The following is a 23,642-nucleotide window of genomic DNA, read 5'->3' as shown; positions in this document are numbered from 1 at the left end:
CCGCCCGCGCGGCCGGTTCCGCACCCCGGGCCGGTATCCGCGCCCGGTATGTCTCCGCCGTCCTGCCCGCCGTCCCGGGCAGGACGGCGGTGCAACGTGTTCTCATCTCCGCCGCCCGTTGCTACGGTGCCCCCGCCCTGACGCCGTATCAGCTCCCGGGAGGCCGACCATGCGCGCCCTGACAGCAGCCGCGGTCGGACTGGCCGCGGCGCTCGCCCTCGTCCTCACCCTCACCGCGGCCGGCGCGCCCAGCGGTACGACCTCGCCCAAGCCCCTGCTGACCACCGTCCCCAAGCACCCCTGAGGGAGGGACACGACCGCCATGCGCCGTACTGTGCCCACCCCGAGGACCCCATCCGGGCCGCCGGCCGAACCCGGCCGGCGCCGGCCGGGGCGCGGTATGCGCCGCAGGGCGAGCCTGGTGCTGCTCGCCTGCGCCGTCTTCTTCACCGCCCTGTCCCCGCTGATGCGGTGGTACGCCTTCCCTCGGCTCGCCAAGATCCCGCCCGGCCAGTACCAGACCATGGTCCTGGAGGCCCGGCCCGCCACCCTCCTCAACTACGGGACGATGAAGGCCGAACGCGTCCCGAAGGTCACCATCGTGCAGACCCTCAAGGGCGACGTCGCCGCCTCCGACCGGATCGAGAAGTCCGCGGGCCGGGACCTCGTCGTCTGGGACACGCTGTCCTACGTCGCCGGGCCCGACGGCAAGATGGTCTCCGCGATCCCCGAGCGCTACCTCTTCGACGCGCACTCCCAGGAACCCGTGCACGCCACCGGCGAGATGGTCGACGGCGACCCGGTGCGCCGCGAGGGCATCGAGTACAAATGGCCGTTCCTCACCGAGCGGCGCGACTACACCTACTTCGACGCCCAGACCCGCACCTCGGCCCCCATCCACTACAAGGGGACCCGCACCTTCCGCGGCCTGGAGGTCTACTACTTCGAGCAGACCATCCCCTGGACCAAGGTCGCCCTCCCCAAGAAGATGCCGGTCAAGGGCATCACCCCGCAGTCCGTCGAGAAGATGGGCACCACCCGCTGGTACACCACCAAGCGGATGTTCTGGGTCGAGCCGGTCACCGGCGCCCCCGTCAACGGCCAGGAGATCCACAAGGAAGAGCTGCGCGGCGGCGATCTGCTGCCCGGCGGCGGCAAGGTCACCGCCTTCGCCGGCCATGTGAAGATGCGCCCCGACTACGTCGACTCCACCGTGGCCCTGGTGAGCTCACAGCGCACCCTCGTCCTCCTGCTCACCCGCTACCTCCCCTGGGGCTTCCTGCTCCTCGGCGCCGCGCTGCTCGCCCTGAGCCTGCACCTCGAAGCCCGCGGCCGCCGCCCCGCCACCGCACCGGCCCGGCCACCCGCCCCCATGGCTACGGCCGACGGCGGCGGTCCGTGACGCCGTTCAGCCCCGCTTGAGCCGCGCCGACGTGTGCCGGGTCGGCTCCGCCGCCGAAGGGTCCTCCGGCCAGGGATGCTTCGGGTAGCGGCCACGCAACTCCGCGCGTACGGACCGGTATCCGTCCCGCCAGAACGAGGCGAGATCGGCCGTGACGGCGGCCGGACGCCCCGCGGGGGAGAGCAGATGCACCAGCACGGGCACCCGCCCGCCGGCCACCCGGGGTGACTCCTGCCAGCCGAACAGCTCCTGCAGTTTGACCGCCAGCACCGGCTGCGCACCGCCGTAATCCACCCGCACCCGTGAACCGCTCGGCACCTCGATACGCTCCGGCGCCAGCTCGTCGAAGCGGGCCGCCTCGCCCGTCGCCCACGGCAGCAGCCGGGCCAGCGCCTGCCCCGCGTCGACCCGCTCCAGATCGGCCCGCCGCCGCGCCCGTCCGAGCTCCACCCCCAGCCACTCCTCGACGCACTCCAGCAGCGCCGCATCCGAGACATCGGGCCAGGGGGCGCCCAACTCCCGGTGCACGAACGCCATCCGCTGCCGCAGCGACACCGCGGCGGCAGGCCACCGCAGCAGCCCGAGCCCCTCCCGCCGCAGGCCCGACACCACCGCGTCCCGCAGCAGCCCGGGGTCCGGCGCGGTCAGCGGCCGGGCCGCGAGCTCGATCGCCCCCAGCCGGGTCACCCGCCGGGCCACCACGTCCCCCTCCGACCAGCGGACCTCCTCACCCGAGGCGTACAACGCCGGCGCCGCCGCACAGGCCGTCTCCTCGTCGATCACCGCCGCGAGCCGCACCCGCGCCGACGCCGCCGCCACCGGCCGGTCCGCCACCGCGACCGCCAGCCACTCCGCGTCCCGCAGCCCCGAACCGTCCCCCGGCCCCGAAGAGCCCGGCCGGTGCCCCCCTCCTGCCTGCGCTCCCGCCAGCTCGGCCCCGGTGCCGGACGCCATCAGATAACTGCCCTTACGGCGGGCCCGGGCCACCCGCTCCGGGAACGCCAGCGCGGCAACGAGACCGGCCACGGCGTCGTCGGTGAGCTGGGCTCCGGCACCACGCCCGCCGTCCGCGCCCGCAGCCGAACCGCCCCGCGACTCCCCGGCCGCAGCCGAACCGCTCCGTGGCTCCCCGCCCGCACCCGAACCGCCCCGCGGCTCCCCGGCCGCCGACGCCAGCCGCCGCGCCTCCTGCCGCCACCGCGCTCCGTACGCATCGCCGCCCCGCCGCGCGGTGCGCCACGCCGCCGCCAGATCGTCCCCATAGGCCCGCGGCGGCTCCTCGCTCAGCAGGGCGACCACCTCCGCCGCGCGCCGCACACCGACCTCGGGCGCCCCGTCCAGCAGGGCACGCGCCAGCCGCGGATGCAGCCCGAGCCGCGCCATGCGCACGCCCCGCTCCGTCGCCCGGCCGGCCCCGTCCACCGCGCCGATCGCCGTCAGCACCTCCCGCGCCGCGGCCAGCGCCCCGGCCGGCGGCGCGTCGAGCAGCGCGAGCCCGTCGGCTGCCGGATCGCCCCAGCAGGCCGCCTGCAGGGCGAACGCCGTCAGATCGGCGACCCTGATCTCCGGATCGGGGAAGGCCGGCAGCCGCCCGTCCTCACCCTCCGCCCAGCAGCGGTACACCGCACCCGGTGCCTCCCGCCCCGCCCGGCCGGCCCGCTGCCGGGCCGCCGCACGGGAGGCCCGCACCGTGGTGAGCGCGCTGAGCCCGCGCGCATGATCCGTCCGCGGCACCCGCGCCAGCCCGCTGTCCACCACCACCCGTACGCCCGGCACGGTCAGGCTGGACTCCGCCACCGACGTCGCCAGCACCACTCTCCGTACGCCGTCCCCGCCCGCCAGTACGGCGTCCTGCACCTCGGCCGGCGCCCGCCCGTGCACCTGCAGCACCTCGGCGTCCACCCCGGCCAGCTCCCCGGCGACCCGCCCGATCTCCCCGACCCCGGGAAGGAAACAGAGCACATCGCCCGTCCGCTCGCGCAGCGCCCGGCGCACGACCCCCGCCACATGCGTCAGCAGCGCCGGATCCACCCGCGTCCCGTGCGCCGGCCGCACCGGCCGCTCCGGCGGCGCCCACACCACCTCCACGGGATGCGACACGCCCGTCGCCTCGACCACCGGCGCGGCACCCTGCGCTCCGCCCAGCAGCCGCGCCCAGCCCTCCGCGTCCGTCGTGGCGGACGCCGCCACCAGCCGCAGCTCGGGCCGCAGCGTCTCCCGTACGTCCAGGAGGAACGCCGCGGAGGTATCGGCGTCGAGATGCCGCTCATGGCACTCGTCGAGCACCACCACATCGACCCCGGCCAGCTCAGGATCGCGCTGCAGCCGCTGCAGCAGCACTCCGGTGGTCACCACTTCCACGGTGGTACGCGGCCCGGCCCGGCGCTCACCCCGCACCGTGAACCCCACCGGCCCCCATCCCTGCGCCGGGGCCGCCCCCGTGCCGACCTCCTCGCCCAGCAGCCAGGCCATCCGCCGCGCGGCCGCACGGGCCGCCATCCGGCGCGGCTCGGCGACCAGCACCCGCCGCACCGGCCCCTCGCCGGTCAGGCCCGCCAGATCCAGCGGCACCGACGTCGTCTTGCCGGTACCCGGCGGAGCACACAGCACCGCACTCCCGGGTCCGTCGAGGGCGGCGCGCAGCGCGGGCAGCGCGGTACGGACGGGCAGCTGGTCGAGGGCGTCACGGCGGATCACGCCCCCAGTCTGCCGCCCCGGCCCCGTACCCCGGTCTGCTGCCCCGGGCCCGCACCGGGCTACGGCCCCGCCCGGCAGGCCCTTAAGCCTCCGCCGTGCACACGAAGATCGCCGTCCCCGGGATCAGATGCCCGCGCAGCGGGGACCAGCCGCCCCACTCCTGGGTGTTCCACCCGGGCCATTCCGGCTCGACGAGATCCTCCAGCCGGAACCCGGCGGCCACCACGTCCCGCACCCGGTCGCCCAGCGTCCGGTGGTGCTCCACATATACGGCCCGCCCGGACTCGTCCTGTTCCACATACGGCGTGCGGTCGAAATAGGAGGCCGACACCGACAGTCCCTCGGGCCCCGGCTCGTCGGGGAAGGCCCACCGGAGGGGGTGGGAGACGGAGAAGACGAACCGGCCACCCGGCCGCAGCACCCGGCGCACCTCCCGCAGCACCCGCACCGGATCGGCGACGAAGGGCAGCGCCCCATAGGCGGAGCAGGCGAGGTCGAAGCTGTGGTCGCGGAACCGCAGCGCCCCGGCGTCCGCCTCCACCAGCTCGGTGGCATCGTCCGCCCCGCCGGCGATCCGCAGCGCGTGCTGTAGCTGCCGGTGGGAGAGGTCCAGCGCCACCGGGAGCGCGCCCTGCGCCGCCAGCCAGCGGGAACACTGCGCCGCGCCGGCCCCGATCTCCAGGATCCGCCGCCCCTTCAGCTCGGCGGCCGGCCCGAGCAGCGCGGCCTCCGCCTCGTCCAGCCCCTCGGGGCCCCAGATGAACCGGTCGTCCCCCAGGAACGCGCCGTGCTCGCTCTGGTACTCGTCGGCGTTGCGGTCCCACCATCCACGGCTGGCCCGGCTGCTTTCGGTGTCCGAGGCGTCACGGCGGGTCGCCTCGGGCTCGTGGTCTTGGTTCATGCCGCCCGTCGTCGTAGTCTTTGCTCTGCTTGTCGCTGCAGGGACTGTGAGGCCGTTCGACCTCGCGGAACATCGCGTGTGCCGGTTATGGGGCGTTCTGCCCCGGGTGTGCGCGTTCGCGCATTGACCGGGTCCGGCTGCCCCCGTATGCTACAAGTTGCGCTGCGGGCTTGCGCGCCTCAGACGGAGCAGGCCGCGCTCGCATCTGTATGTATGTCCCCTCGGTTTTGAGGCGTTTCGGGTCGTTCCGGATGCTCTGCATTTGCGGGCTCCCCAAGATTCGCCTTTCACACTGTCCGGCTTATGCAGAGGCGATACGGGCTCTCGGCGTAGCAGTACCTACGACTTCAATGTCCGTACCGGAGCCCTTTCCCACATGACGAGCAGCACCGAGACCACCGCCACCACCCCGCAGGTTGCGGTCAACGACATCGGTAACGAGGAAGCTTTCCTCGCCGCGATCGACGAGACGATCAAGTACTTCAACGACGGCGACATCGTCGACGGCGTCATCGTGAAGGTCGACCGGGACGAGGTCCTGCTCGACATCGGTTACAAGACCGAAGGCGTCATCCCGAGCCGCGAGCTCTCGATCAAGCACGACGTCGACCCCAATGAGGTCGTTGCCGTCGGCGACGAGATCGAGGCCCTGGTCCTCCAGAAGGAGGACAAGGAAGGCCGCCTGATCCTCTCGAAGAAGCGTGCCCAGTACGAGCGCGCCTGGGGCACCATCGAGAAGATCAAGGAAGAGGACGGGATCGTCACCGGTACCGTCATCGAGGTCGTCAAGGGTGGTCTCATCCTCGACATCGGCCTCCGTGGCTTCCTCCCGGCCTCCCTGGTCGAGATGCGCCGCGTCCGCGACCTTCAGCCCTACGTGGGCAAGGAGCTCGAGGCCAAGATCATCGAGCTGGACAAGAACCGCAACAACGTGGTCCTGTCCCGCCGTGCCTGGCTGGAGCAGACCCAGAGCGAGGTCCGCCAGACCTTCCTCACCACCCTCCAGAAGGGCCAGGTGCGCTCCGGCGTCGTCTCCTCCATCGTCAACTTCGGTGCCTTCGTGGACCTGGGCGGCGTCGACGGCCTCGTCCACGTCTCCGAGCTGTCCTGGAAGCACATCGACCACCCGTCCGAGGTCGTCGAGGTCGGCCAGGAGGTCACGGTCGAGGTCCTGGACGTCGACATGGACCGCGAGCGCGTCTCCCTGTCGCTCAAGGCGACCCAGGAAGACCCGTGGCAGCAGTTCGCCCGGACCCACCAGATCGGTCAGGTCGTCCCGGGTAAGGTCACCAAGCTCGTTCCCTTCGGTGCGTTCGTGCGCGTCGACGAGGGCATCGAGGGCCTGGTCCACATCTCCGAGCTGGCCGAGCGCCACGTGGAGATCCCGGAGCAGGTCGTCCAGGTCAACGACGAGATCTTCGTCAAGGTCATCGACATCGACCTCGAGCGCCGTCGCATCAGCCTCTCGCTGAAGCAGGCCAACGAGTCCTTCGGTGCCGACCCGTCGGCGGTCGAGTTCGACCCGACCCTGTACGGCATGGCCGCGTCCTACGACGACCAGGGCAACTACATCTACCCCGAGGGCTTCGACCCCGAGACCAACGACTGGCTCGAGGGCTACGAGGCTCAGCGCGAGGCCTGGGAGAACCAGTACGCCGAGGCGCAGCAGCGCTTCGAGCAGCACCAGGCTCAGGTCATCAAGTCCCGCGAGGCCGACGAGCAGGCTGCGGCCGAGGGTGCCGCGGCACCGGCGGCGCAGGGTGGCGGCCAGGCCGGCGGCGGCAACGCCGGTGGCGGCGGCTCGTACTCCTCGGAGTCGGCGGACAACTCCGGCGCCCTGGCGTCGGACGAGGCGCTCGCCGCGCTCCGCGAGAAGCTGGCCGGCGGCCAGAGCTGAGCTCTCGCCGATAGGCACTAGCCGATAGACGAAGGCCCGTTCCCCTAAGGGGGAGCGGGCCTTCGTCGTGTTCGGGGGTGGGGTGCCGGAGGCTGGAGGCGTGGGGATTTTCGGTGCCTCGGGGGCGGGCGGTGTGCTCGGGGTGGGCGGTGGCACGGCGGGTGGGTTGGCTCGTGGCCGCGTGGCCGCGTGGCGTGCCGGCTTGGTGGCGGGAAGTGCGGGCTGGGCTTGCTGGGGCTGAGTGGCCGCCGCTGGAGTGGCTGACGGCTTGGGGGTTGAGGGTTGGGTGGTTGGGGGCCGAGGGGGAACGCGGCTTCTTTGCAGGGGGTTTGGAGTTGCTGCCGCTGGATGGGGAGAGGGGCGGTCGGGAGCGGGACGGACCGGGGTAGGGACGGTCGGCAGCGAGGCGGCGGGGCCCGTTGTGGGCGGAAGGCCCTGGGGGCTCCCGTGGGCATGCGGCGTCAGGGGGACGCGGCATGGCGGACCCGGTCACGTGGGGCCGGATGAAGCCGGTTTCGGACGGGCGAGGCGGGGTTCGGTGTGTGGGACCGGTGCGGTGGGGGACTGGCTCTGGTGTGGGGCTGGGCGGTGTGCACGGGAGGGCGGTTCCTCTCCGTGGTCGGGAATGACTGCGCCGGGTCGTGTGTTGCCGCTCATGAGAACGAGGAGGAGCAGTCACTGTGTTGGATCCCCAGGGTTTGTACGAATGGGAGCCGAGCGGGCTCGCGGAGGTCGAGGCGCTTGCCTCCAGGGACTCCGCCGGACTGGTGCTGCTGTACCACTTCGACGGGTACATCGACGCCGGCGAGACCGGCGACCAGATCGTGGAACGACTGCTGGACGGCCTGCCGAACGAGGTCGTCGCCCGCTTCGACCACGACCGCCTCGTCGACTACCGCGCCCGCCGCCCCCTGCTCACCTTCGAGCGCAGCCGCTGGACCGCCTACGAGACCCCGAGCATCGAGCTGCGGCTCGTACGGGACACCACAGATGCGCCGTTCCTGCTGCTGTCCGGACCCGAACCGGACGTCGAGTGGGAGCGCTTCGCGGGTGCCGTGAAGGAGATCGTGGAGCGGCTCGGCGTGCGCCTCTCGGTGAACTTCCACGGCATCCCCATGGGCGTCCCGCACACCCGCCCCGTAGGCATCACCCCGCACGGCAACCGCACCGATCTGATGCCCGGCCACGGCGGCTTCTTCGATGAGGCGCAGGTGCCCGGCAGCGCGGAGGCACTGATCGAATTCCGGCTGGCGGAGGCGGGACACGATGTCCTGGGGGTGGCGGCGCATGTACCGCACTACATCGCCCGGTCCGCGTACCCGGACGCCGCCCTGACCGCTCTGGAGGCCGTGACGGCCGCGACCGGCCTGGTGCTTCCGGGCGCCGCGCATTCGCTGCGTACGGAGGCGCTGCGGACGCAGGAGGAGATCGAGCGGCAGATCTCGGAGGGCGATGAGGAGCTGGTCGCGCTGGTCAGCGGGCTGGAGCATCAGTACGACGCGGTGGCCGGGGCGGAGAGCCGGGGCAATCTGGTGGCCGAGCCGGTGGAACTGCCGTCGGCCGACGAGATCGGCAGGGACTTCGAGCGCTTCCTGGCGGAGCGGGAGGGCGACGGCGGAGCGGGCGGGTGACGGCGGCGCGGGCGGGTGACGGCGGTGCGGGCGGAGCCTGAACCGGCCGGAGTCTCCTGCCGTCCGGGCGCAGCGTATAGCGTGGGCCCATGGTGAAGGTGGGGCTGACCGGCGGAATCGGCGCGGGCAAGAGTGAGGTTTCGCGACTGCTGGCGTCGTACGGCGCGGTGATCGTGGACGCGGACAAGATCGCACGCGAGGTCGTCGAGCCGGGTACGCCCGGACTGGCGGCAGTGGTCGAGGAGTTCGGTGACGGTGTCCTCGCGTCGGACGGCACGCTGGACCGGCCGAAGCTGGGCGGGATCGTGTTCTCCGACCCGGAGAAGCTCAAGGCGCTGAACGCGATCGTGCATCCGCTGGTCGGGGCACGGTCGGCCGAACTCGAAGCATCGGCAGGCCCGGATGCGGTGGTGGTACACGATGTCCCGCTGCTGACGGAGAATGGGCTGGCCCCGCTGTACGACCTGGTGGTGGTCGTCGATGCCGCACCCCAGACCCAGCTGGACCGCTTGGTACGGCTGCGCGGCATGGCGGAGGACGAGGCGAAGTCCCGGATGGCGGCCCAGGCGACCCGCGAACAGCGGCTGGCGGTGGCGGATCTGGTCATCGACAACGACGGACCGCTGGAGGCGCTGGAACCCCAGGTCCGCGCAGTATGGGAGCGGCTGCGGACCGCCTGAGGCCGGACGATACCCTCGCCGCCATGACTGCTGCTCCTTCCGGCACTGACGCCAACACTCCTGACATCGAGCCCGCCCTCGCCGCGGAGCCCGGCTCCACCTCCGCCGCCGATTCCCCCTCCGCCGGGGAGGCGGCGCCGGCCTCGTTCGTGGTCAACATCCCCGGCATCGCGGACGACGATCTGGAGCCGGAACCCCTGGACCCCTCCCAGATCATCTCCGGCGAACCGGTGGTGACGGGCAAGGTGCTGTGGGAGGCCCCCGACGGCCAACAGATACGGGGAATCTGGCAGATCACTCCCGGGGTGGTGACGGACACCGAGGCCAATGAGCTGTTCGTGGTCGTCAGCGGACGCGCCACCATCGAGGTCGAGGGCGGCCCGGTGCTGGAGGTCGGCCCCGGTGACGCCTGCGTCCTGCGCGAGGGCGACTGCACGCGGTGGACCGTGCACGAGACGCTGCGCAAGGCGTACCACATCAGCCTGTAGCGGACGGGGGATGGGGCCGGAATCGGGGGCGGCTGGGGAGTTGGTGGGGTTGGGGGTGGGGTTGGGGTTGCGACTGGGTGGCTGGTGAGGTGGCTCGGCTGGGGCTGGCTGGTGCTGAGGTGGGTCGGCTGGGGCGGGGGTGGGGGAGTGAGTTGGCCTGGCTCTGGGGCTCCCTTCCCGGGGCCCCTCCCCTCCCCTCCCCCTCCCGCCCCGCCGCCTCCACCACTACCGTCCCTCCCGCCCCACCGCCGCCACCCCCTCTGCCATCACCGCCTCCCCGCGCCTGCACCATCCCTCGGGCTGTTCCCTGACGCACCCCGTCGCCTCCCTGGCACGCCGCGCCGTCATGCGCCGCGCCGTCATGCGCCGCGCCGTCACGCGCCGCGCCGTCATGCGCCGCGCCGTCACGCGCCGCGCCGTCACGGCGCTGGCCGCCGCGGAGGTGCTGGTACGGCCGCCGCCCCCGCCGTGTATGCCGACTCCCCGTCCGAGTACCTCAAGAAGCCACCGGACGGCTCGTCCGGCTCCAGGGACCCGCAATACAACGGTTTCGTCCCCCGCTCCCCTACCGGCGCGCCCGCGTGGTGAGAGCCTCACGCGGGCGCGCCGGTAGGGCCGGTTGAGGCTGTGCCGGCGGGGGAATGCCGGGACCGATGGGATTGTTGTGCCGCAGGCAACGTCGTACGGTCCGCAGCTGATGGATGTCCCGGGCTGATGGATGTCCCGACTGCGACGGAGAGGAGCAGGTCGTGCCCGAGAGCAGTCCCGAGACGCATGTCATCGACTTCCGCGCCGCGGAGCAGCTGTTGGCGGCCCGCGACCCGCGTGGTGCGATCCGGCTGCTGGACTCGGTCATCACGGCGCACCCGGAGAACACCGCGGCCCGACTGTTGCGCGCCCGTGCCTTCTTCCTCGCCGCTCAACTGCGTCCAGCGGAACTCGAGTTCCAGATCGTGCTGGAACGCGAACCGGACAACGCCTTCGCGCACTTCGCGCTCGGCCGCACCTTGGAACGCGCCGGCCGGTCCGACGAGGCGCTGCGCCACTTCCGACTAGCCGCGGCTCTCGAGCCGAGCCCGGAGTTCATCGAAGCCGCCCGCTTCGCACGCGACACCGCCGATGGTGACGGCGAAGGCGAACGTGACCCTGGCCACCGGAACCGCGATCCGGAGTAGCCGCGCCGCGGCCGTTCCGTTGAACGTCCCTCCTCTCAGTGTGCGTTGTGCACGCCTCCGGGGCATGACGCCAAGCGGCGGGGCGGCCAGGCCCGAGCCGCTTTGCCGAGCAGGCCCGTGTCCAACGTGCGTCCCCGCGCCCCCGGAAGCGGCGACCTGGCAGTCCCGATTCCGCCCCCGGAAGTGGCGACCGGTGGCCCCGAATTCCCCCACGCCCCGGGAATCAGCGACCGGCAGCCCCGGTCCCGCGCTATGCCGCCTCCCCGCCGGCAGTGTGACCAGCCAACGACGGCGTGAGTACGGGCGTCCGGGTAGCCCTGCCCTGGAGTGCGGTCGAGTGGAATCCTTCCGAACTCCCCGCCCCGCCCCGCTCCGTGCCTGACCGCTCCATTAGGCCGATACGCGGTACGGGCCACCCGGCACCGCTACGCCGCGGCCCTATGACCTGGTGTCCCGTCTCCGGTCCGTGCCGTCGCGTATGCCGAACACGTCGTTCCGGCCTCGGTCAGGGGCGTAGGGGGGTATGTCCTTGCCCGGCTGGTAGTGCGGTCCCTGGCGGATGTGGCGGATCACCATGGCCAGGTCCGTGGCCGCCACCATCGCCAGTGCGGCACACGCGGCAGCCCATTCCGGCCTGCCGGCATCGACGAAAGCCACGGCTCCGGCGATCGTGCACAGCACTCCCCACAGCGCCAGCCCACAGCGGATCTTCAGCGGGCTGCGTGCCTGAAGGGGCTCATTTCCTGTACGCATCGGAACCCATCTCCCACCTCCAGGATCCTCCCGATCGACCAGCCAGTCACCTGTCCCTGGCACCTCTTTCCACACCTTTGACCCCTTCCTCCACGGGTTTCCGCGCGGTGGGGCGTGGGTCGCCGGCGGGGTGGCTGTTGATCCACGAGAGCCCGCCGAGGTCGAGAAGTGACCGGGCGCGGGTCACGGCGACGTAGGCCAAGCGCGCCTCGTCGAGGTCGATCGGGCCGGGGACCGGGGCTCCGTACTCGTCGCGCTCGTCGAGATCATCGGGGCCGGTGAAATCGTCCGCGATGCGCACGCGCGCCCACTCCCGGCCCTTGGCGCGATGGGCCGTGGACACCGTCACCTCGGCGGAGTCCTCGGGGGAGAGCCGGTCCAGAGCGCAGAGCAAGGCCTCCGTGCCGTGCTCGTCGACGAGCTCCACCAAGGGCAGCAGGTCTCGTCCGGCCGGGTCGAATTCCGCGTACTCGCGCAGTTCGCCCCAGGTCTCGAAGAGCATCAGCTCGGGGTGGGCCGTGCGGCGCCCGGACTCCAGGTCGTGTGCGGCGCGGGCAAGGGCACCGAGCGCCTCGCCGCCGCCCGCCAGCGCGACCCGGCGGCCCGCGTCCAGCTGCCGTATCACCTCTACCATCGCTCCCATATTGGTCCGGCACAGGATCGCGTCCGGTGCACGGGCCGTGCCCAACACCGTGTCCAGACCGGGCGAACCCGTGAGCCGGATCGGTGCGCCGATGATCGTGAGCCAGCGGTTGGCCTCGGCCGCGAGCGGCGGCCCGAAGCGGAACGAGTGGGAGAGGCTGAGCTGTCTGCCGTCGAAACCGGTCATGACGTCGCGTGCACCGCGCCAGCCGTAGATGGCCTGGGCGGAGTCCCCGACCAGCACCAGCTGAGCGTGGTCGCGCTGGGCCGTGAAGACCTGCTCGACCACGGGGTTGGTGTCCTGCGCTTCGTCAAGGAGCAGGCAGTCCGCCGGGATGACAGGGGCGCGCAGCGCCCACATCTTGAGGTAGTGGTCGTGCTCGAAGCGGACCACGCCGTGATCGGGGTGCTGAAGGTCGGCCCAGGCCTTGCGCGCGTAGGGGAGGGTGAGCTCGGCGAGCTGCGCCTGCAGCGGCTCGGATTCGGCTCCGCGCAGGGGCGGGACATGGTGCGGCGCGATCTTCTCGTCGGCTGACTGGCAGAAGCGGGTGACGGTGCGCAGCACCGTGTGGGAGAGAGCCCTGTTGGTGACCTTGCGCGCTCCGAGGCGTACGGACATCTCCTCGTCGATGCCCAGGGCCGCGCCCGTGCGCCAGCCCGCCTGCCTCGGGGCGTTCATCCGCGCCTGGTAGTACCTGCCCACGGAGGTGTAGGCGAGGGCATGGGCGGTGCCGCAGGCCACCTCGGCGGGGAAGGCCCGGGCGGCGTGGCGTGCGACCGCTTTGTTGAAGGCGAGATACCGGCCCCGCCGGCCCTGCCGCCGCGCGGTGCGGGCGAGCAGGGCGAGGGTCGTCGTCTTGCCCGTCCCGGCGCCGGCCTGGATGACGAGATGGGCGCCGGTCGGAAAGGCCTTCGTCGCGGCGGCTTGTTCCTGCGTGGGTGTGTGCATGAGAGCTCCTCACCGATGCCAGCTGGTTGATCACTGAGAGTGACGATGTCGCTCACCGTAGCGGATTTCGGGGTGCGGGCGAGGAGATTGTCGCGGGCTGTGGATAACCCTGGCCGGTGCGCGAAACGTGCAGGTGGGAGGCGTTGTCAGTGCTGTCTGCTTCCATCGGACTCAGGCAGCGGCGGTCGGGCGATCGCCGGCGGGCCGGGCAGCGCGGCTGCTGCGGGGCGACCGGCGGCAGCAGACGGTGTGTTCGCTTTCTCCGCCATGGCGTGGGGAGGGTGTGGCGGCGGGGCGGCGCCATGGGCCGGGAGGGGCCGGGTGATGGATTGTCCGGCGCTCTCGGAGGGAGGCGCAGACGCGGGAGAGGGGCGCGGGAGACGCAGTGGGTACGACCGTAGACTCGCAGGTCGGGGGCGTAGGAGCAGGACGGGCGCGGCAGGTTCGGCGGACGTCGGGACCGGGACGGAACGACCAAGCGGTAGGGGACGGCATGGCGAGGCGGTGGGAGCCGGCGGCAGGGGAGACCCGGCTGTCGGACGGCCCGGCCACGGCCATGCCCGGAGGCGCGGGGGAGGGGGCGGGCAGGGGGACCGGCGAGGCCGCCTTGGCCGGCTGTGCCGCGGTCTTCCTGCCCGCCCGGCCGCCACGCGCCGGGAAGGTCGCTTTCTGGCGCCCGGACGGCGGCCCGCTCCCGGATCTCGCCACCGGGGGAGGTGAAGGGGCGTCGGACAAGGACGGGGCCGCTGAGCCGGGGCGGCTGACCGTCGCCCGACGCCATGGGAACGGCGCCCGCAGTCGTACGGTCCCCGCCGTCCTGCTTCCGACGGCCGCGGCCGTCCCCCTGCTGGTCCGTGCCCGGCACGACCCGGCGGCTCACCCGGCCGCCGCCTGCTGGGGCGCGGCCACCCTCCATGCGCTGCACCTCGCCGCCCGCGGCAGGCTGCTGCCCGGACTGACCCTTGAGGACACCGACGCCTGGCGCGCCGGCCCGCTCGACCCCGAGGACATCGCGCACCTCCGGGCCATCGCCGCCGCCATGCCCGCCGACGCCTACGCCGTGCCGATCCCCGGCAGCCGCCCCCTGCAGGTGACCGACCCCGCCGTCCTGGTGCGGCTCTATGTGGACGCGGTCGTCGATGCGCTGCCCCGCACTCCCGCCGCCGGGATGGTGGCCGGTGCCCCGTACGCCGCGAGCGCGCCCCAACACCTTCCCGGCGCCCGGGAATGGGCCGCCGAGGTCGCGGCCGGTGTCGACGCGGGCGTACGGCTCTCCCTGCGCCTCGACCTCTCCCCGCACAAGCTCTTCGACACGGCGGAGGCGAGCGGGGCGGGCAGTACCGAAGAGCGCAGCGCGGCGGCCGCCGTCCTCCAGGTGCACAGCCTCACCGACCCCACCCTGGTCGCCGACGCCCGCGACCTGTGGGAAGGCGAAGGCCCCGACCACTTCGGGCCGCGCTCCCGTGTCGACACCCTCCTCGCCCTGCGCCGCGCCGCCCGCATCTGGGCCCCGTTCGGCCGCCTCCTGGAGCGGCCGGTCCCCGACGTACTGCCGCTCGGCGAGGACGAGTTGTACGAGCTGCTGGGGGAGGCCGCGCCACGCCTGGGCGCCGCGGGAGTGGCCGTCCACTGGCCCAAGGAGCTCGCCCGCGGCCTGACCGCGGCGGCGGTGCTGCGCCCGGCGCCGGGCTCGGCCGCGGACGGCTTCGGCTTCTTCGACACCCGTGAACTGCTGCAGTTCCGCTGGCAGATGGCGATGGACGGGGTGCCGCTGACCGAGGCGGAAATGGACGCCCTCGCCGAGGCGCACCGCCCCGTCGTCCGGCTGCGTGACCAGTGGGTCCTGGTCGACCCCGGGCTCGTCCGCAAGGCCCGTAAACGCGAACTGGGCTATCTGGAGCCGGCCGATGCCCTCGCCGCGACGCTCAACGGCACCGCCGAGGTGGACGGCGAGGAGGTCGAGGTGGTGCCCCAGGGCGCCCTCGCCGCGCTGCGCGGCCGCCTCACCGCCGAGGCACGCCCCCTGCCCCAGCCGCCCGGACTGCGGGCCACCCTCCGTGACTACCAACTACGGGGCATGGCCTGGCTCGACACCATGACCTCCCTCGGACTCGGCGGATGCCTCGCCGACGACATGGGCCTGGGCAAGACCATCACCGTCATCGCGCTCCACCTGCACCGGCGGCCGGGCGCACCGGTCCTCGTCGTCTGCCCGGCCTCCCTGCTGGGCAACTGGCAGCGCGAGATCGAGCGCTTCGCCCCCGGCACGCCCGTACGCCGCTTCCACGGCGCCGGCCGCAGCCTCGACGGCCTGGACGGCGGCTTCGTGCTGACGACCTACGGGACGATGCGCAGCAGCGCCGCCCAACTGGCCGGGCGGTCCTGGGCCTGGGCCGTCGCCGATGAGGCCCAGCACGTGAAGAACCCGCGCTCCTCGACGGCCAAGGCACTGCGCAGCATCAAAGCCCCCGCCCGGATCGCCCTCACCGGCACGCCCGTGGAGAACAACCTCTCCGAGCTGTGGGCCCTCCTCGACTGGACGACCCCCGGGCTCCTCGGGCCCCTCAAGACGTTCCGCGCACTGCACGCCCGTGAGGTCGAGGGCGGTGAGGATCCGGCGGCGGCCGAGCGGCTGGCCAGGCTGGTGCGCCCGTTCATCCTGCGCCGTAAGAAGTCCGACCCGGGGATCGCGCCCGAACTGCCGCCCAAGACCGAGACGGACCACCCGGTGGCACTGGGGCGCGAACAGGCCGCGCTCTACCAGGCCGTCGTCCGTGAGACCCTCACCCGGATCGAGACCGCCGAGGGCATCGCCCGCCGCGGCCTGGTCATGAAGCTGCTCACCGCCCTCAAGCAGATCTGCAACCACCCCGCGCAGTACCTCAAGGAGGCCGCGCCCGGTCTCGCCGCCCGCTCCGGGAAGCTCGAACTCCTCGACGAACTCCTGGACACCATCCTCGCCGAGGGCGGCGCCACCTTGGTCTTCACCCAGTACGTGGGGATGGCGCGGCTGCTCGAACGGCATCTGGCCACCCGCGGCATCCCGGCGCAGCTCCTGCACGGCGGCACCCCCGTCGCCGAACGGGAGAAGATGGTCGACCGCTTCCAGTCGGGGCACGCGCCGGTCTTCCTGCTGTCCCTGAAGGCGGCGGGAACCGGCCTGAATCTGACCCGCGCGGGACACGTGATCCACTACGACCGCTGGTGGAATCCGGCCGTGGAGGAGCAGGCCACCGACCGCGCCTACCGCATCGGCCAGACCCAGCCCGTCCAGGTCCACCGGCTGATCGCCGAGGGCACGGTCGAGGACAACATCGCCCAACTCCTCAGCGCCAAAAGGGCGCTCGCCGACGCGGTGCTCTCCGGCGGCGAGACCGCGCTCACCGAGCTCTCCGATGCCGAACTGGCCGACCTCGTCTCCCTCAGGAGGCCCGGATGAACCCTCACCGCACCTCCGGGCGCGCCGCCGCCGCGGACCGGCTGGCCCGCGCGGACCGCTCCCGTACCTTCCCGCCCCTGCCGGTCCGGACCGGTGCCCGGGGGCTGTTCGCCGAATCCTGGTGGGGCAGCGCCTGGCTGGACGCACTGGAGACCACCGCCCTCGACAGCGCCCGGCTCGCCCGCGGCCGGACCTACGCCCGCGACGGCCATGTCGACACCATCAACATCACCCCGGGCCGCATCGTCGCCACCGTACGCGGCAGCAGGCCCCGGCCCTACAGTGCCGACATCCGCCTCCGGACCCTCAGTGACCAGGAGTGGGACGGCCTCCTGGAGGCCATCGCCGAGGAGCCCGACCATCTGACCGCGCTGCTGGCCAAGAAGCTGCCCCGGGCGCTGGCCGACGCCGGGACGCGCCTGCTCCCCGGGCCGGGCGACCTCGTCCCCCGGTGCTCGTGCCCCGACCACGGCAGGCCCTGCAAGCACGCCGCCGCACTCTGCTTCCAGGTCGCCCGCCTCCTGGACGCGGACCCGTTCGTCCTGCTGCTGATGCGCGGCCGCGGTGAACGCGAACTCCTCGACGAACTCTCCCGCCGCAACGCCGCCCTCACCGCCCGCGAAGCCCGCGCCCACCCCGTCGCCGCCACCCCACCGCCCCTGCCCGGCCGGGGGCCCGAGGCCCGCGAGGCGACGCCAACTGCCGCCTCCGAACCAGTCGTTGAGGTGGCCTCCGGCGAGCGTGCGGCCCCGGGGACGTCCACCGGTCACGGTGTCCTGGCCAGGGTGGCGCTCGCCGACCGCCCCCGCCCGCCGCTCCCGCCGCCGCTGCCGGCGCCCCCACAGCCCGGCCGCCCGCCGGCCCTGCCGGACGGCGACGGCCTGCCCTTCGACCCCGCCGCCCTCGAATTCCTGGCGGCCGACGCCGCCGCCCGCGCCCACGCCTGCGTGTCCGCCGCCGGATCCCCGGGCCCCGGCGCCGGACGCCCGGCCGTCCACAGCCCGTTCCCGTCGCTGCCCCCATGGGAGGACGCCATCCGGCTGACGGCCACCGCCCACCCCACAGCCGGCCTGACCTCCACCACCAGGGCCCTCTACCGCGACCTCGCCGCGGCGACCGGCCGTACGACCACGGACGTCGCCCGCTCCGTCGCCGCCTGGCGGCAGGGCGGCCCCGAAGGCCTCGCCCTCCTCGACACCACCTGGAACCCCCCGGCCGGCGACTTCGACCGGGCCCGCAGCGCCCTCCTCGCCGCGGACCTCCCGTCCCTGCGCCCGCGCCACAACCACCTCACCGACCCCGGACGCGGCATCCAGCTCCGCTTCGGCCGTGACCACCGCTGGTACCCGTACGAATCCGAACCCGGCACCGAGGACTGGTGGCCCACCGGCCCGGCCGACCCCGACCCCGTGGGCGCCCTCACCGCCCTGCTCGCGCGATGACTAACCTCAACGCCGTGGAAGGTCTCGACGCACTCACCCGGTCCCTCGCCCAGCGCACCCCCGAACAGCTCGCCGCACTCCTCACCCGCCATGCCGAGCCGCTCGCCCGCCGGCCCGCCCCCACCGAACTCCGCGGCCTGGCAAGCGCCTTGTGGTCCTACGAGACCCTCCACCAACTGGTACTGCACCTCGACCACCCCCGGCTCCAGGTGCTCACCGCCACCGCCCGCATCAGCCAGGAGCGCGCCCGGCGAGCCGCCCCCGGCCCCGCCGCCCCCGCCCCGGGCGCCGACTACCAGTCCCTGATGGCGCACCGGCTGTCCTTCGCCCACCTGGCCACCGAACCCGTCCCGCCCGAGGACGTCCTCGCCGCCCTCGGCGCCACCTCACCGGGCCGCACCCGCACCGCCGCCGAAACCGCCCTGAGCGCCCTCTACGACGACGGACTCGCCGCGCCGACGGAGGACGGCGCGATCGTCGTCCCGCCGCGCACCCCGCAACTCCTGGCCGCCCACGACCCCGGCCCGTTCCTTGCCGACGCCCCGAGGCCCGCCCCGGACGACCCCGACGGTCCCGCGACGCCCGCCGCATCCGTCCCGCCGACCTCGCCGCACGACGAATCCCGGGCCGCCGCGGCGACCCTCGCCGCCACCCTGGACCGCCTGCTGGCCTCTCTGGCGACGCAGCCCGCCGCGCTGCGCAAGTCGGGCGGGCTGGCCGTACGGGAGATCAAACGGCTGGCCAAGGCGGCCGGCGCCACCGAACCGCACACCCGCCTCCTCCTCGACCTGGCGCTCGCCGCCGACCTGATCGCGCTGACCCGCACCCCGTCCGGCATCACCGCGCTGCCCACCGGCGCCTACGACGACTGGCTCGCTCGCCCGCCCGGCGCCCGCCTCGCCCCCGTCCTGGCCGCCTGGTCAGGGCTGTGGGACATCCCCACCCACACCCCGTTCGGCGAGACCCCGACCGCACTGGTCCGCGGCCACGACCGGCACGCGCCCGCCCTCCGGCACGCACTCCTCGCCGCCCTGGCCACCGTCCCCCACGGTGCGGGAGCCCCCCTCCCGCCACTGCCGTTCACCGAACCCCCGGAGGGGGAGAGAGGCGGCCACACTCCCTGGACGGATCTCCTCCGGGCAGCGGACTGGCACCGCCCCCTCGCCGTCACCCACCAGCCGATGGCCGGGGAACGCGCCGCCCACACCCTCCACGAAGCCGCCTACCTGGGCCTGGCCGCCCACGGCACCCTCACCCCGCTCGGCCGCGCACTGCTCACCGACCCGCAGTCGCTGGACCGGCCGCTCGCCGATCTGCTGCCGCCACTCCTCGAACAGGCCCATTTCCAGGCCGATCTGACGGCTGTCGTACCCGGCCGCCCCGCCGCCGGGCTCGCCGCACTGCTCGCCTCCGCGGCCGACCGCGAATCCGAAGGCCACGCCGTGACCTGGCGCTTCACCCCGCACTCCGTACGCCGCGCACTCGACACCGGCCACACCGCCGACACCCTCCTGGAGGACCTCACCCGCGCCTCGGCGACAGGCACCCTGCCGCAGCCGCTCGGCTACCTCGTCCGGGACGCCGCCCGCGCCCACGGCCGGATGCGCGTCCTGCCCGCCGCCTGCTGTATCCGCTCCGACGACGAAGCCCTCGTCAAGGAACTCGCCGCCCACCGCGCCCTGCACGACCTCGGGCTGCGCGCCATCGCCCCGACCGTCCTGGTCAGCGCCCGGCCGCCGGCCGCCACCCTGGACGCGCTGCGCGCCGCGGGCTACGCACCGGCCCTGGAATCCGACACCGGCACCACGACCGTCGAACGGATCCCCGCCCACCGCGCCACGGCACCCGCCCCCACCCGTGACCACCGGGCGCCGCTCGCCCTCGCCCACCGCCTCCTGGGCGTCCCCGCACCGCCCCAAGAGGTCACAAAAACCGGCGAGGCATGACCCGTTGGCAGAGGATTACGCCCACGGTTGCGGCGAGGGCGATGGTTCCGGTGGACGCCTCGATGGCGGTCGCGCGGTCAGGGAACGACCCGCGGTCGCGCTGTCCGGGCCGTCGAGGAACGAGGGCGGCCACCGTACGGGCGGGGCCCGCGGTCATGCCCTCAGCCGTCTGCCGGTTTGCGTCGGGTCGCCCCGCTGATCCGGCGCAGCGCCGTCGGCCCGAAGCTGAGCGGGCGGGGGAGGCGTCTGGGGGTGGGCGCGGAGCCGGAGTGGTGGGGCGGGGCCGGGGGCTGCCCGGGCGCGGGCGCGGGCGGTGCGGCCGAGAGCGCGGCGGTGGGCCTCGCCGACCGGGCCGAGGCGGCACCGGCCGCCGCCGGAGGGTGCGGACCGGCGGCCGCCGGGCTCCCGGGCGCGGCCGTCAGCGGTGCCGGGACCGGCCCGGGCGATGTCTGCCGACCTGCTGCCCCGCCGGCCGTGGGGCGGATCCGAGCCTTTTCCCAGAGCAGACCGAGTGCGGCAGCGGGGCGCAGGAACGGGGCCGTGGGGGCGGCAGGTGCGAGGACGTCGACATAGGAGCCATGGACGGCCCGGCCGGCCGTGGGGGAGGGGAGCAGTTCGCCGGTGGCCACCGACCACGGTTCCTGGACGAGGCGCCCGATGGTCCGCTGCACCTTCCGGGCGAGTGACGGCTCGTCCATCCCGTGCCGGCGCAGTGCCCCGCGCAGCGCGGCGGCACCGTGCGCGGCGAGGGCCAGGCCCTGACCGCAGTCGTGGGCGAGCGAGACCACCGCGCCGCCGAGGGCGATGAACCCCGTGGGCCAGGAAGAAAGTTGCTCATAACGGCGCCGCAGGTCCGAGGTGTCGCGCGTCAGCCGTACCTCGCTCAGCGGCTCGGCGGCGGCGATGAGGTCGCCGATGACGGAGTGGCCCGTGCGGTGGGCGAACGGCACGAACCGGCCCGCGTGTTCGCAGGGCCGGTCGTCCCCGGTGCCGGTGAGCGTGACCAGCCAGCGTCCGCCTTCGATCGGCACCAGCGTCGCCGTCCTCCCGGGCACCGGGCGGTGCGGTGCACCAGGAGAGGGGGGCGGGCCGCCGAGCCCCGAACGGGCGGTGAGCACCGGGCAGTTCTCCGTACCCTCGGGGGCGCGGAAGATACGGGTCGCCGAGACGATCCCGGAGTCCACGACGTCCTCGTGAGCGGAGGGCAGCCCCAGCGCGGTCAGCCACTCCCGGGCGGTGGAGTGCCGGCCGGTGGCGTCGACGACGAGGTCGGCGTCCAGAAGGTGGGTGGCGCCGCTGGTGGTGTCCCGGACGCGCACCCCGGTGATGTGTTCCGCGGTGCCGGTCAGCTCCGTCGCTTCGGTTCCGTCGAGGACGGTCACTCCGGGGAGGGCCGACGCCTGCCGGCGGATGACCCGGTCGAGCAGATCGCGGGAGCAGGCGAGCAGATACCGCGAAGACGCCCGGCGGCCCGGCCGGACCTTCGGGGCGCGGCCGGCGAACTCCGCCGGTAACGGCATCCGGCGGGCGCCCTCGGCAAGCCAGCGCGCGGCACTTCCGGGCAGCAGGGTGTCGATCAGCCGGACGCCGTCCGCCGTCAGCAGATGCGCGTGCCGGGCCTGCGGGAGGTCCGTGGGGCGGGCGGGGGTCCGCGGCAGCCGGTCCCGCTCGACGACGATGACATCGGCGTGTCCGGACAGTGCCGCGGCGGCGAGCATGCCCGTGAAGCCGCCGCCGAGCACCACGGCGAGGTAAGGGTGGGTGAACTCGAGCCCGTTGTTGCTCGAGGTGCTCGACGCGTTCATGGGCAGTCCCTTTCTCGGCGGCGGCGGGCGGTTCCCCCGCGGGAGCGGGACACGTCCAGGAAGGGCGGTGCCGCATACGGTCGGGAACGGCGGCGAGCGGCGGCGATGACGGCGTCGGTGGCGGCCGTGAAGGAGGCCGTGAACGAAGCCGCCAACGAGGACGGCAGGGACGCGGAGGCGGTCCGCAGAATGCGCAGGGCTGCCGGTGCGAGCGGCACTGCCCGTTGTGGGTCCCGGCAGGCCGGCGCGAACGCCGGCCTGCCGCCCCCCGATTTCCCCATCATGATTCCCCCTCAGGCCGTGCCCGCCCCGCCCTGCGCACAGCCACGTCCTCCACCGCCACCCGCCCGTATCACCGGGTGCGGCGGGCGGGCACAACTGCCTCGCGGAGCGTGCTCCGCCCCGGGGGACGCGGCCGTCACATCTGGTCAACGGCGGACACAATTCGGGATCGTAGGCGGCGGCGATCACATCCGACAGCCGGGTTTGAGCGAGAGGCACGAGGCAGCCACCCCCGGAATACCCGCGGGTAGATCCGCAGTAAAACGGCGCAATGGGCAGAAACCGCCGTGACGCTTTCTCGCGACGCGAGAAAGCGGGCGGGAAATCCCCCTGGGAAGAGGGGCGGTGGCGTCCGCAGCGGCGCATGGTTGGCGCGAAATGATCGGGTACCCACGGGTGTGGAGCTGCCGTGCCTACCCTGTGCGGGCACCGCACTGGAGAACCCGAGGGAGAGTCGTGCGCGCGATTGTGATGCGAGAATTCGGCGGCCCGGACGTGCTGCGGCTCGAGGACGTGCCCGAGCCGGCACCGCGCGGCGGCCACTCGCTGGTCGACGTGGGCCTGGCCGGCATCAACTACGCGGATGTGCACGTACGGGGGGACTCCTATCTTGCGCCCGTCGAGCTGCCGTACGTACCCGGGAACGAGGTCGTGGGGACGGTGGACGGCGGGCGGCGCGTCGTCGGACTGTGCCGCGGCGGCGGATACGCGGAACGGACGCTGCTGCACCGCCGCGTCACCTGGGACGTCCCCGACGCCATCAGCGACGAACAGGCCGTCGCACTGGCGCTGCAGGGCAACAGCGCCTGGCATCTGCTGTTCACCTCGCTGCGCCTCACGGAGGGCGAGACCGTTGTCGTGCCGGCCGCGGCGGGCGGTGTCGGTTCGCTGGCCGTCCAGCTCGCCGCGCGCGCCGGCGCCAAGGTCATCGCTCTCGCGGGCTCCCCGGAAAAGCGCGAACTGGCCGGGAAACTGGGCGCCCACACGGTGGTCGACTCGACCGCCGAGGACCTGACGGAGCGCATCCTGGAGGCGGCGGGCGGTCCCGTGGCGGCGGCGCTGGAGATGACCGGTGGAGTCACCTTCGAGCGGACCCTCGCCGCCGTCGCGCCGCGCGGCCGGCTCGCGGTGTACGGGTTCGCCGGCGGCGAGCTGGCGAGCGTGCCCACCCGGGAGCTGATGGAACGGAGCATCACCGTCTCGGGCTTCTGGCTGCCGCAGCTCTACGCGGACCGTACGGCGCTGCCGACGTCCATGCGGGCGCTGTTCGACGCGGTCATCGAGGGCACCCTCAAGCCGCAGACCGGCGCCGTGTACGGGCTCGGGGAGGCGGCGCGGGCGCACCACGACCTGGCCGCCCGTACCGGGACCGGGAAACTGGCGCTCGACGTCACCCGATAATGCGGGTGGCCCGGGGGGACGGACGGGCACAAGGGGTGTGGGGGCACAGTCCTTGGCCGTCCATCGGGAGCAGCGGGCAAAGGGGGCGGCCCGTACCGCACATGCCGCGCGC

The 23,642-nt window shown here is 73.6% G+C and carries 16 protein-coding genes; 11 read left to right on the top strand and 5 right to left on the bottom strand.

All coding sequences use genetic code 11. The features are described from left to right. Positions 1–169: 169 nt before the first annotated feature. Positions 170–304: an SPW_0924 family protein gene (locus NUT86_RS11330; protein ID WP_018090353.1), complete on the top strand. Its 135-nt coding sequence runs from the start codon at positions 170–172 to the stop codon at positions 302–304. A gap of 96 nt (positions 305–400) precedes the next feature. Then, positions 401–1,402, top strand: coding sequence for a DUF3068 domain-containing protein (locus NUT86_RS11325; RefSeq protein WP_037741899.1), 1,002 nt, complete (start codon positions 401–403; stop codon positions 1,400–1,402). 6 nt (positions 1,403–1,408) lie between these two features. Here the strand turns inward: NUT86_RS11325 and hrpB are convergent, their stop codons facing one another. Both hrpB and NUT86_RS11315 read right to left on the bottom strand, forming a co-directional pair. Continuing rightward, the gene (hrpB, locus tag NUT86_RS11320) at positions 1,409–4,099 is read right to left on the bottom strand and encodes an ATP-dependent helicase HrpB (protein ID WP_274734940.1); all 2,691 of its coding nucleotides are present in this window, start codon (positions 4,097–4,099) and stop codon (positions 1,409–1,411) included. Positions 4,100–4,181: 82 nt separating this feature from the next. Next, positions 4,182–5,000: a class I SAM-dependent methyltransferase gene (locus NUT86_RS11315; RefSeq protein WP_274734938.1), complete on the bottom strand. Its 819-nt coding sequence runs from the start codon at positions 4,998–5,000 to the stop codon at positions 4,182–4,184. Positions 5,001–5,376: 376 nt separating this feature from the next. Between NUT86_RS11315 and rpsA the strand changes: the two genes are divergently transcribed. The 5 genes from rpsA to NUT86_RS11290 all read left to right on the top strand — a co-directional run bounded on the left by rpsA (position 5,377) and on the right by NUT86_RS11290 (position 10,871). Beyond that, complete coding sequence (gene rpsA / locus NUT86_RS11310; RefSeq protein WP_018090357.1) at positions 5,377–6,897, top strand: 30S ribosomal protein S1; 1,521 nt, start codon at positions 5,377–5,379, stop codon at positions 6,895–6,897. A gap of 680 nt (positions 6,898–7,577) precedes the next feature. Further along, on the top strand, positions 7,578–8,528 hold the full coding sequence (locus NUT86_RS11305; RefSeq protein ID WP_026169758.1) for a PAC2 family protein: 951 nt from the start codon (positions 7,578–7,580) through the stop codon (positions 8,526–8,528). An 89-nt stretch (positions 8,529–8,617) separates the two neighbouring features. After that, on the top strand, positions 8,618–9,208 hold the full coding sequence (coaE, locus tag NUT86_RS11300) for a dephospho-CoA kinase (RefSeq protein ID WP_274734934.1): 591 nt from the start codon (positions 8,618–8,620) through the stop codon (positions 9,206–9,208). A gap of 23 nt (positions 9,209–9,231) precedes the next feature. Further along, positions 9,232–9,696, top strand: coding sequence for a cupin domain-containing protein (locus tag NUT86_RS11295; protein WP_274734932.1), 465 nt, complete (start codon positions 9,232–9,234; stop codon positions 9,694–9,696). A gap of 749 nt (positions 9,697–10,445) precedes the next feature. Continuing rightward, positions 10,446–10,871 (top strand): tetratricopeptide repeat protein, encoded by a 426-nt coding sequence (locus tag NUT86_RS11290; protein ID WP_018091914.1) that lies wholly within the window; start codon positions 10,446–10,448, stop codon positions 10,869–10,871. Between the two features lie 438 nt (positions 10,872–11,309). Here the strand turns inward: NUT86_RS11290 and NUT86_RS11285 are convergent, their stop codons facing one another. Beyond that, a complete protein-coding gene (locus NUT86_RS11285; RefSeq protein ID WP_274734931.1) occupies positions 11,310–11,624 on the bottom strand; it encodes a DUF6343 family protein in 315 nt (104 codons plus the stop codon). A 46-nt stretch (positions 11,625–11,670) separates the two neighbouring features. Then, the gene (locus NUT86_RS11280; protein ID WP_274734929.1) at positions 11,671–13,215 is read right to left on the bottom strand and encodes a UvrD-helicase domain-containing protein; all 1,545 of its coding nucleotides are present in this window, start codon (positions 13,213–13,215) and stop codon (positions 11,671–11,673) included. A 493-nt stretch (positions 13,216–13,708) separates the two neighbouring features. Between NUT86_RS11280 and NUT86_RS11275 the strand changes: the two genes are divergently transcribed. From NUT86_RS11275 to NUT86_RS11265, 3 genes are read left to right on the top strand one after another with little or no spacing between them, the layout of a single operon-like run. Next, positions 13,709–16,654, top strand: coding sequence for a DEAD/DEAH box helicase (locus tag NUT86_RS11275; protein ID WP_274734928.1), 2,946 nt, complete (start codon positions 13,709–13,711; stop codon positions 16,652–16,654). Continuing rightward, a complete protein-coding gene (locus tag NUT86_RS11270) occupies positions 16,651–18,096 on the top strand; it encodes an SWIM zinc finger family protein (protein ID WP_274734926.1) in 1,446 nt (481 codons plus the stop codon). The genes NUT86_RS11275 and NUT86_RS11270 overlap by 4 nt, the downstream gene beginning before the upstream one ends. Further along, positions 18,093–20,042, top strand: a complete 1,950-nt coding sequence (locus tag NUT86_RS11265; protein WP_274734924.1) for a helicase-associated domain-containing protein — start codon at positions 18,093–18,095, stop codon at positions 20,040–20,042. The genes NUT86_RS11270 and NUT86_RS11265 overlap by 4 nt, the downstream gene beginning before the upstream one ends. A 161-nt stretch (positions 20,043–20,203) precedes the next feature. On the opposite strand, the gene NUT86_RS11260 is transcribed toward NUT86_RS11265, so the two are convergent. Next, positions 20,204–21,847 carry an FAD-dependent oxidoreductase gene (locus NUT86_RS11260; RefSeq protein WP_274734922.1) on the bottom strand — a complete coding sequence of 548 codons (1,644 nt, stop codon included), beginning with the start codon at positions 21,845–21,847 and terminating at the stop codon, positions 20,204–20,206. A 738-nt stretch (positions 21,848–22,585) separates the two neighbouring features. Here NUT86_RS11260 and NUT86_RS11255 point away from each other — a divergent pair. Beyond that, the gene (locus NUT86_RS11255; RefSeq protein WP_274734920.1) at positions 22,586–23,530 is read left to right on the top strand and encodes a quinone oxidoreductase family protein; all 945 of its coding nucleotides are present in this window, start codon (positions 22,586–22,588) and stop codon (positions 23,528–23,530) included. The last annotated feature ends 112 nt before the right edge of the window (positions 23,531–23,642 follow it).

This window comes from Streptomyces sp. G7(2002) (genome assembly GCF_028870195.1).
In the GTDB taxonomy this organism is placed as follows: domain Bacteria; phylum Actinomycetota; class Actinomycetes; order Streptomycetales; family Streptomycetaceae; genus Streptomyces; species Streptomyces nigrescens.
The sequence above is the reverse complement of the archived record's forward strand: the minus strand, read 5'-3'. Positions and strand labels throughout refer to the sequence as shown.

Bases quoted from the DNA above. Each gene is read 5' to 3' on its own strand.
- NUT86_RS11330 (WP_018090353.1), top strand. From the start codon at position 170: ATGCGCGCCCTGACAGCAGCCGCGGTCGGACTGGCCGCGGCGCTCGCC.
- NUT86_RS11325 (WP_037741899.1), top strand. From the start codon at position 401: ATGCGCCGCAGGGCGAGCCTGGTGCTGCTCGCCTGCGCCGTCTTCTTC.
- NUT86_RS11315 (WP_274734938.1), bottom strand. From the start codon at position 5,000: ATGAACCAAGACCACGAGCCCGAGGCGACCCGCCGTGACGCCTCGGAC.
- rpsA (WP_018090357.1), top strand. From the start codon at position 5,377: ATGACGAGCAGCACCGAGACCACCGCCACCACCCCGCAGGTTGCGGTC.
- coaE (WP_274734934.1), top strand. From the start codon at position 8,618: ATGGTGAAGGTGGGGCTGACCGGCGGAATCGGCGCGGGCAAGAGTGAG.
- NUT86_RS11295 (WP_274734932.1), top strand. From the start codon at position 9,232: ATGACTGCTGCTCCTTCCGGCACTGACGCCAACACTCCTGACATCGAG.
- NUT86_RS11285 (WP_274734931.1), bottom strand. From the start codon at position 11,624: ATGCGTACAGGAAATGAGCCCCTTCAGGCACGCAGCCCGCTGAAGATC.
- NUT86_RS11280 (WP_274734929.1), bottom strand. From the start codon at position 13,215: ATGCACACACCCACGCAGGAACAAGCCGCCGCGACGAAGGCCTTTCCG.
- NUT86_RS11275 (WP_274734928.1), top strand. From the start codon at position 13,709: ATGGCGAGGCGGTGGGAGCCGGCGGCAGGGGAGACCCGGCTGTCGGAC.
- NUT86_RS11270 (WP_274734926.1), top strand. From the start codon at position 16,651: ATGAACCCTCACCGCACCTCCGGGCGCGCCGCCGCCGCGGACCGGCTG.
- NUT86_RS11265 (WP_274734924.1), top strand. From the start codon at position 18,093: ATGACTAACCTCAACGCCGTGGAAGGTCTCGACGCACTCACCCGGTCC.
- NUT86_RS11260 (WP_274734922.1), bottom strand. From the start codon at position 21,847: ATGAACGCGTCGAGCACCTCGAGCAACAACGGGCTCGAGTTCACCCAC.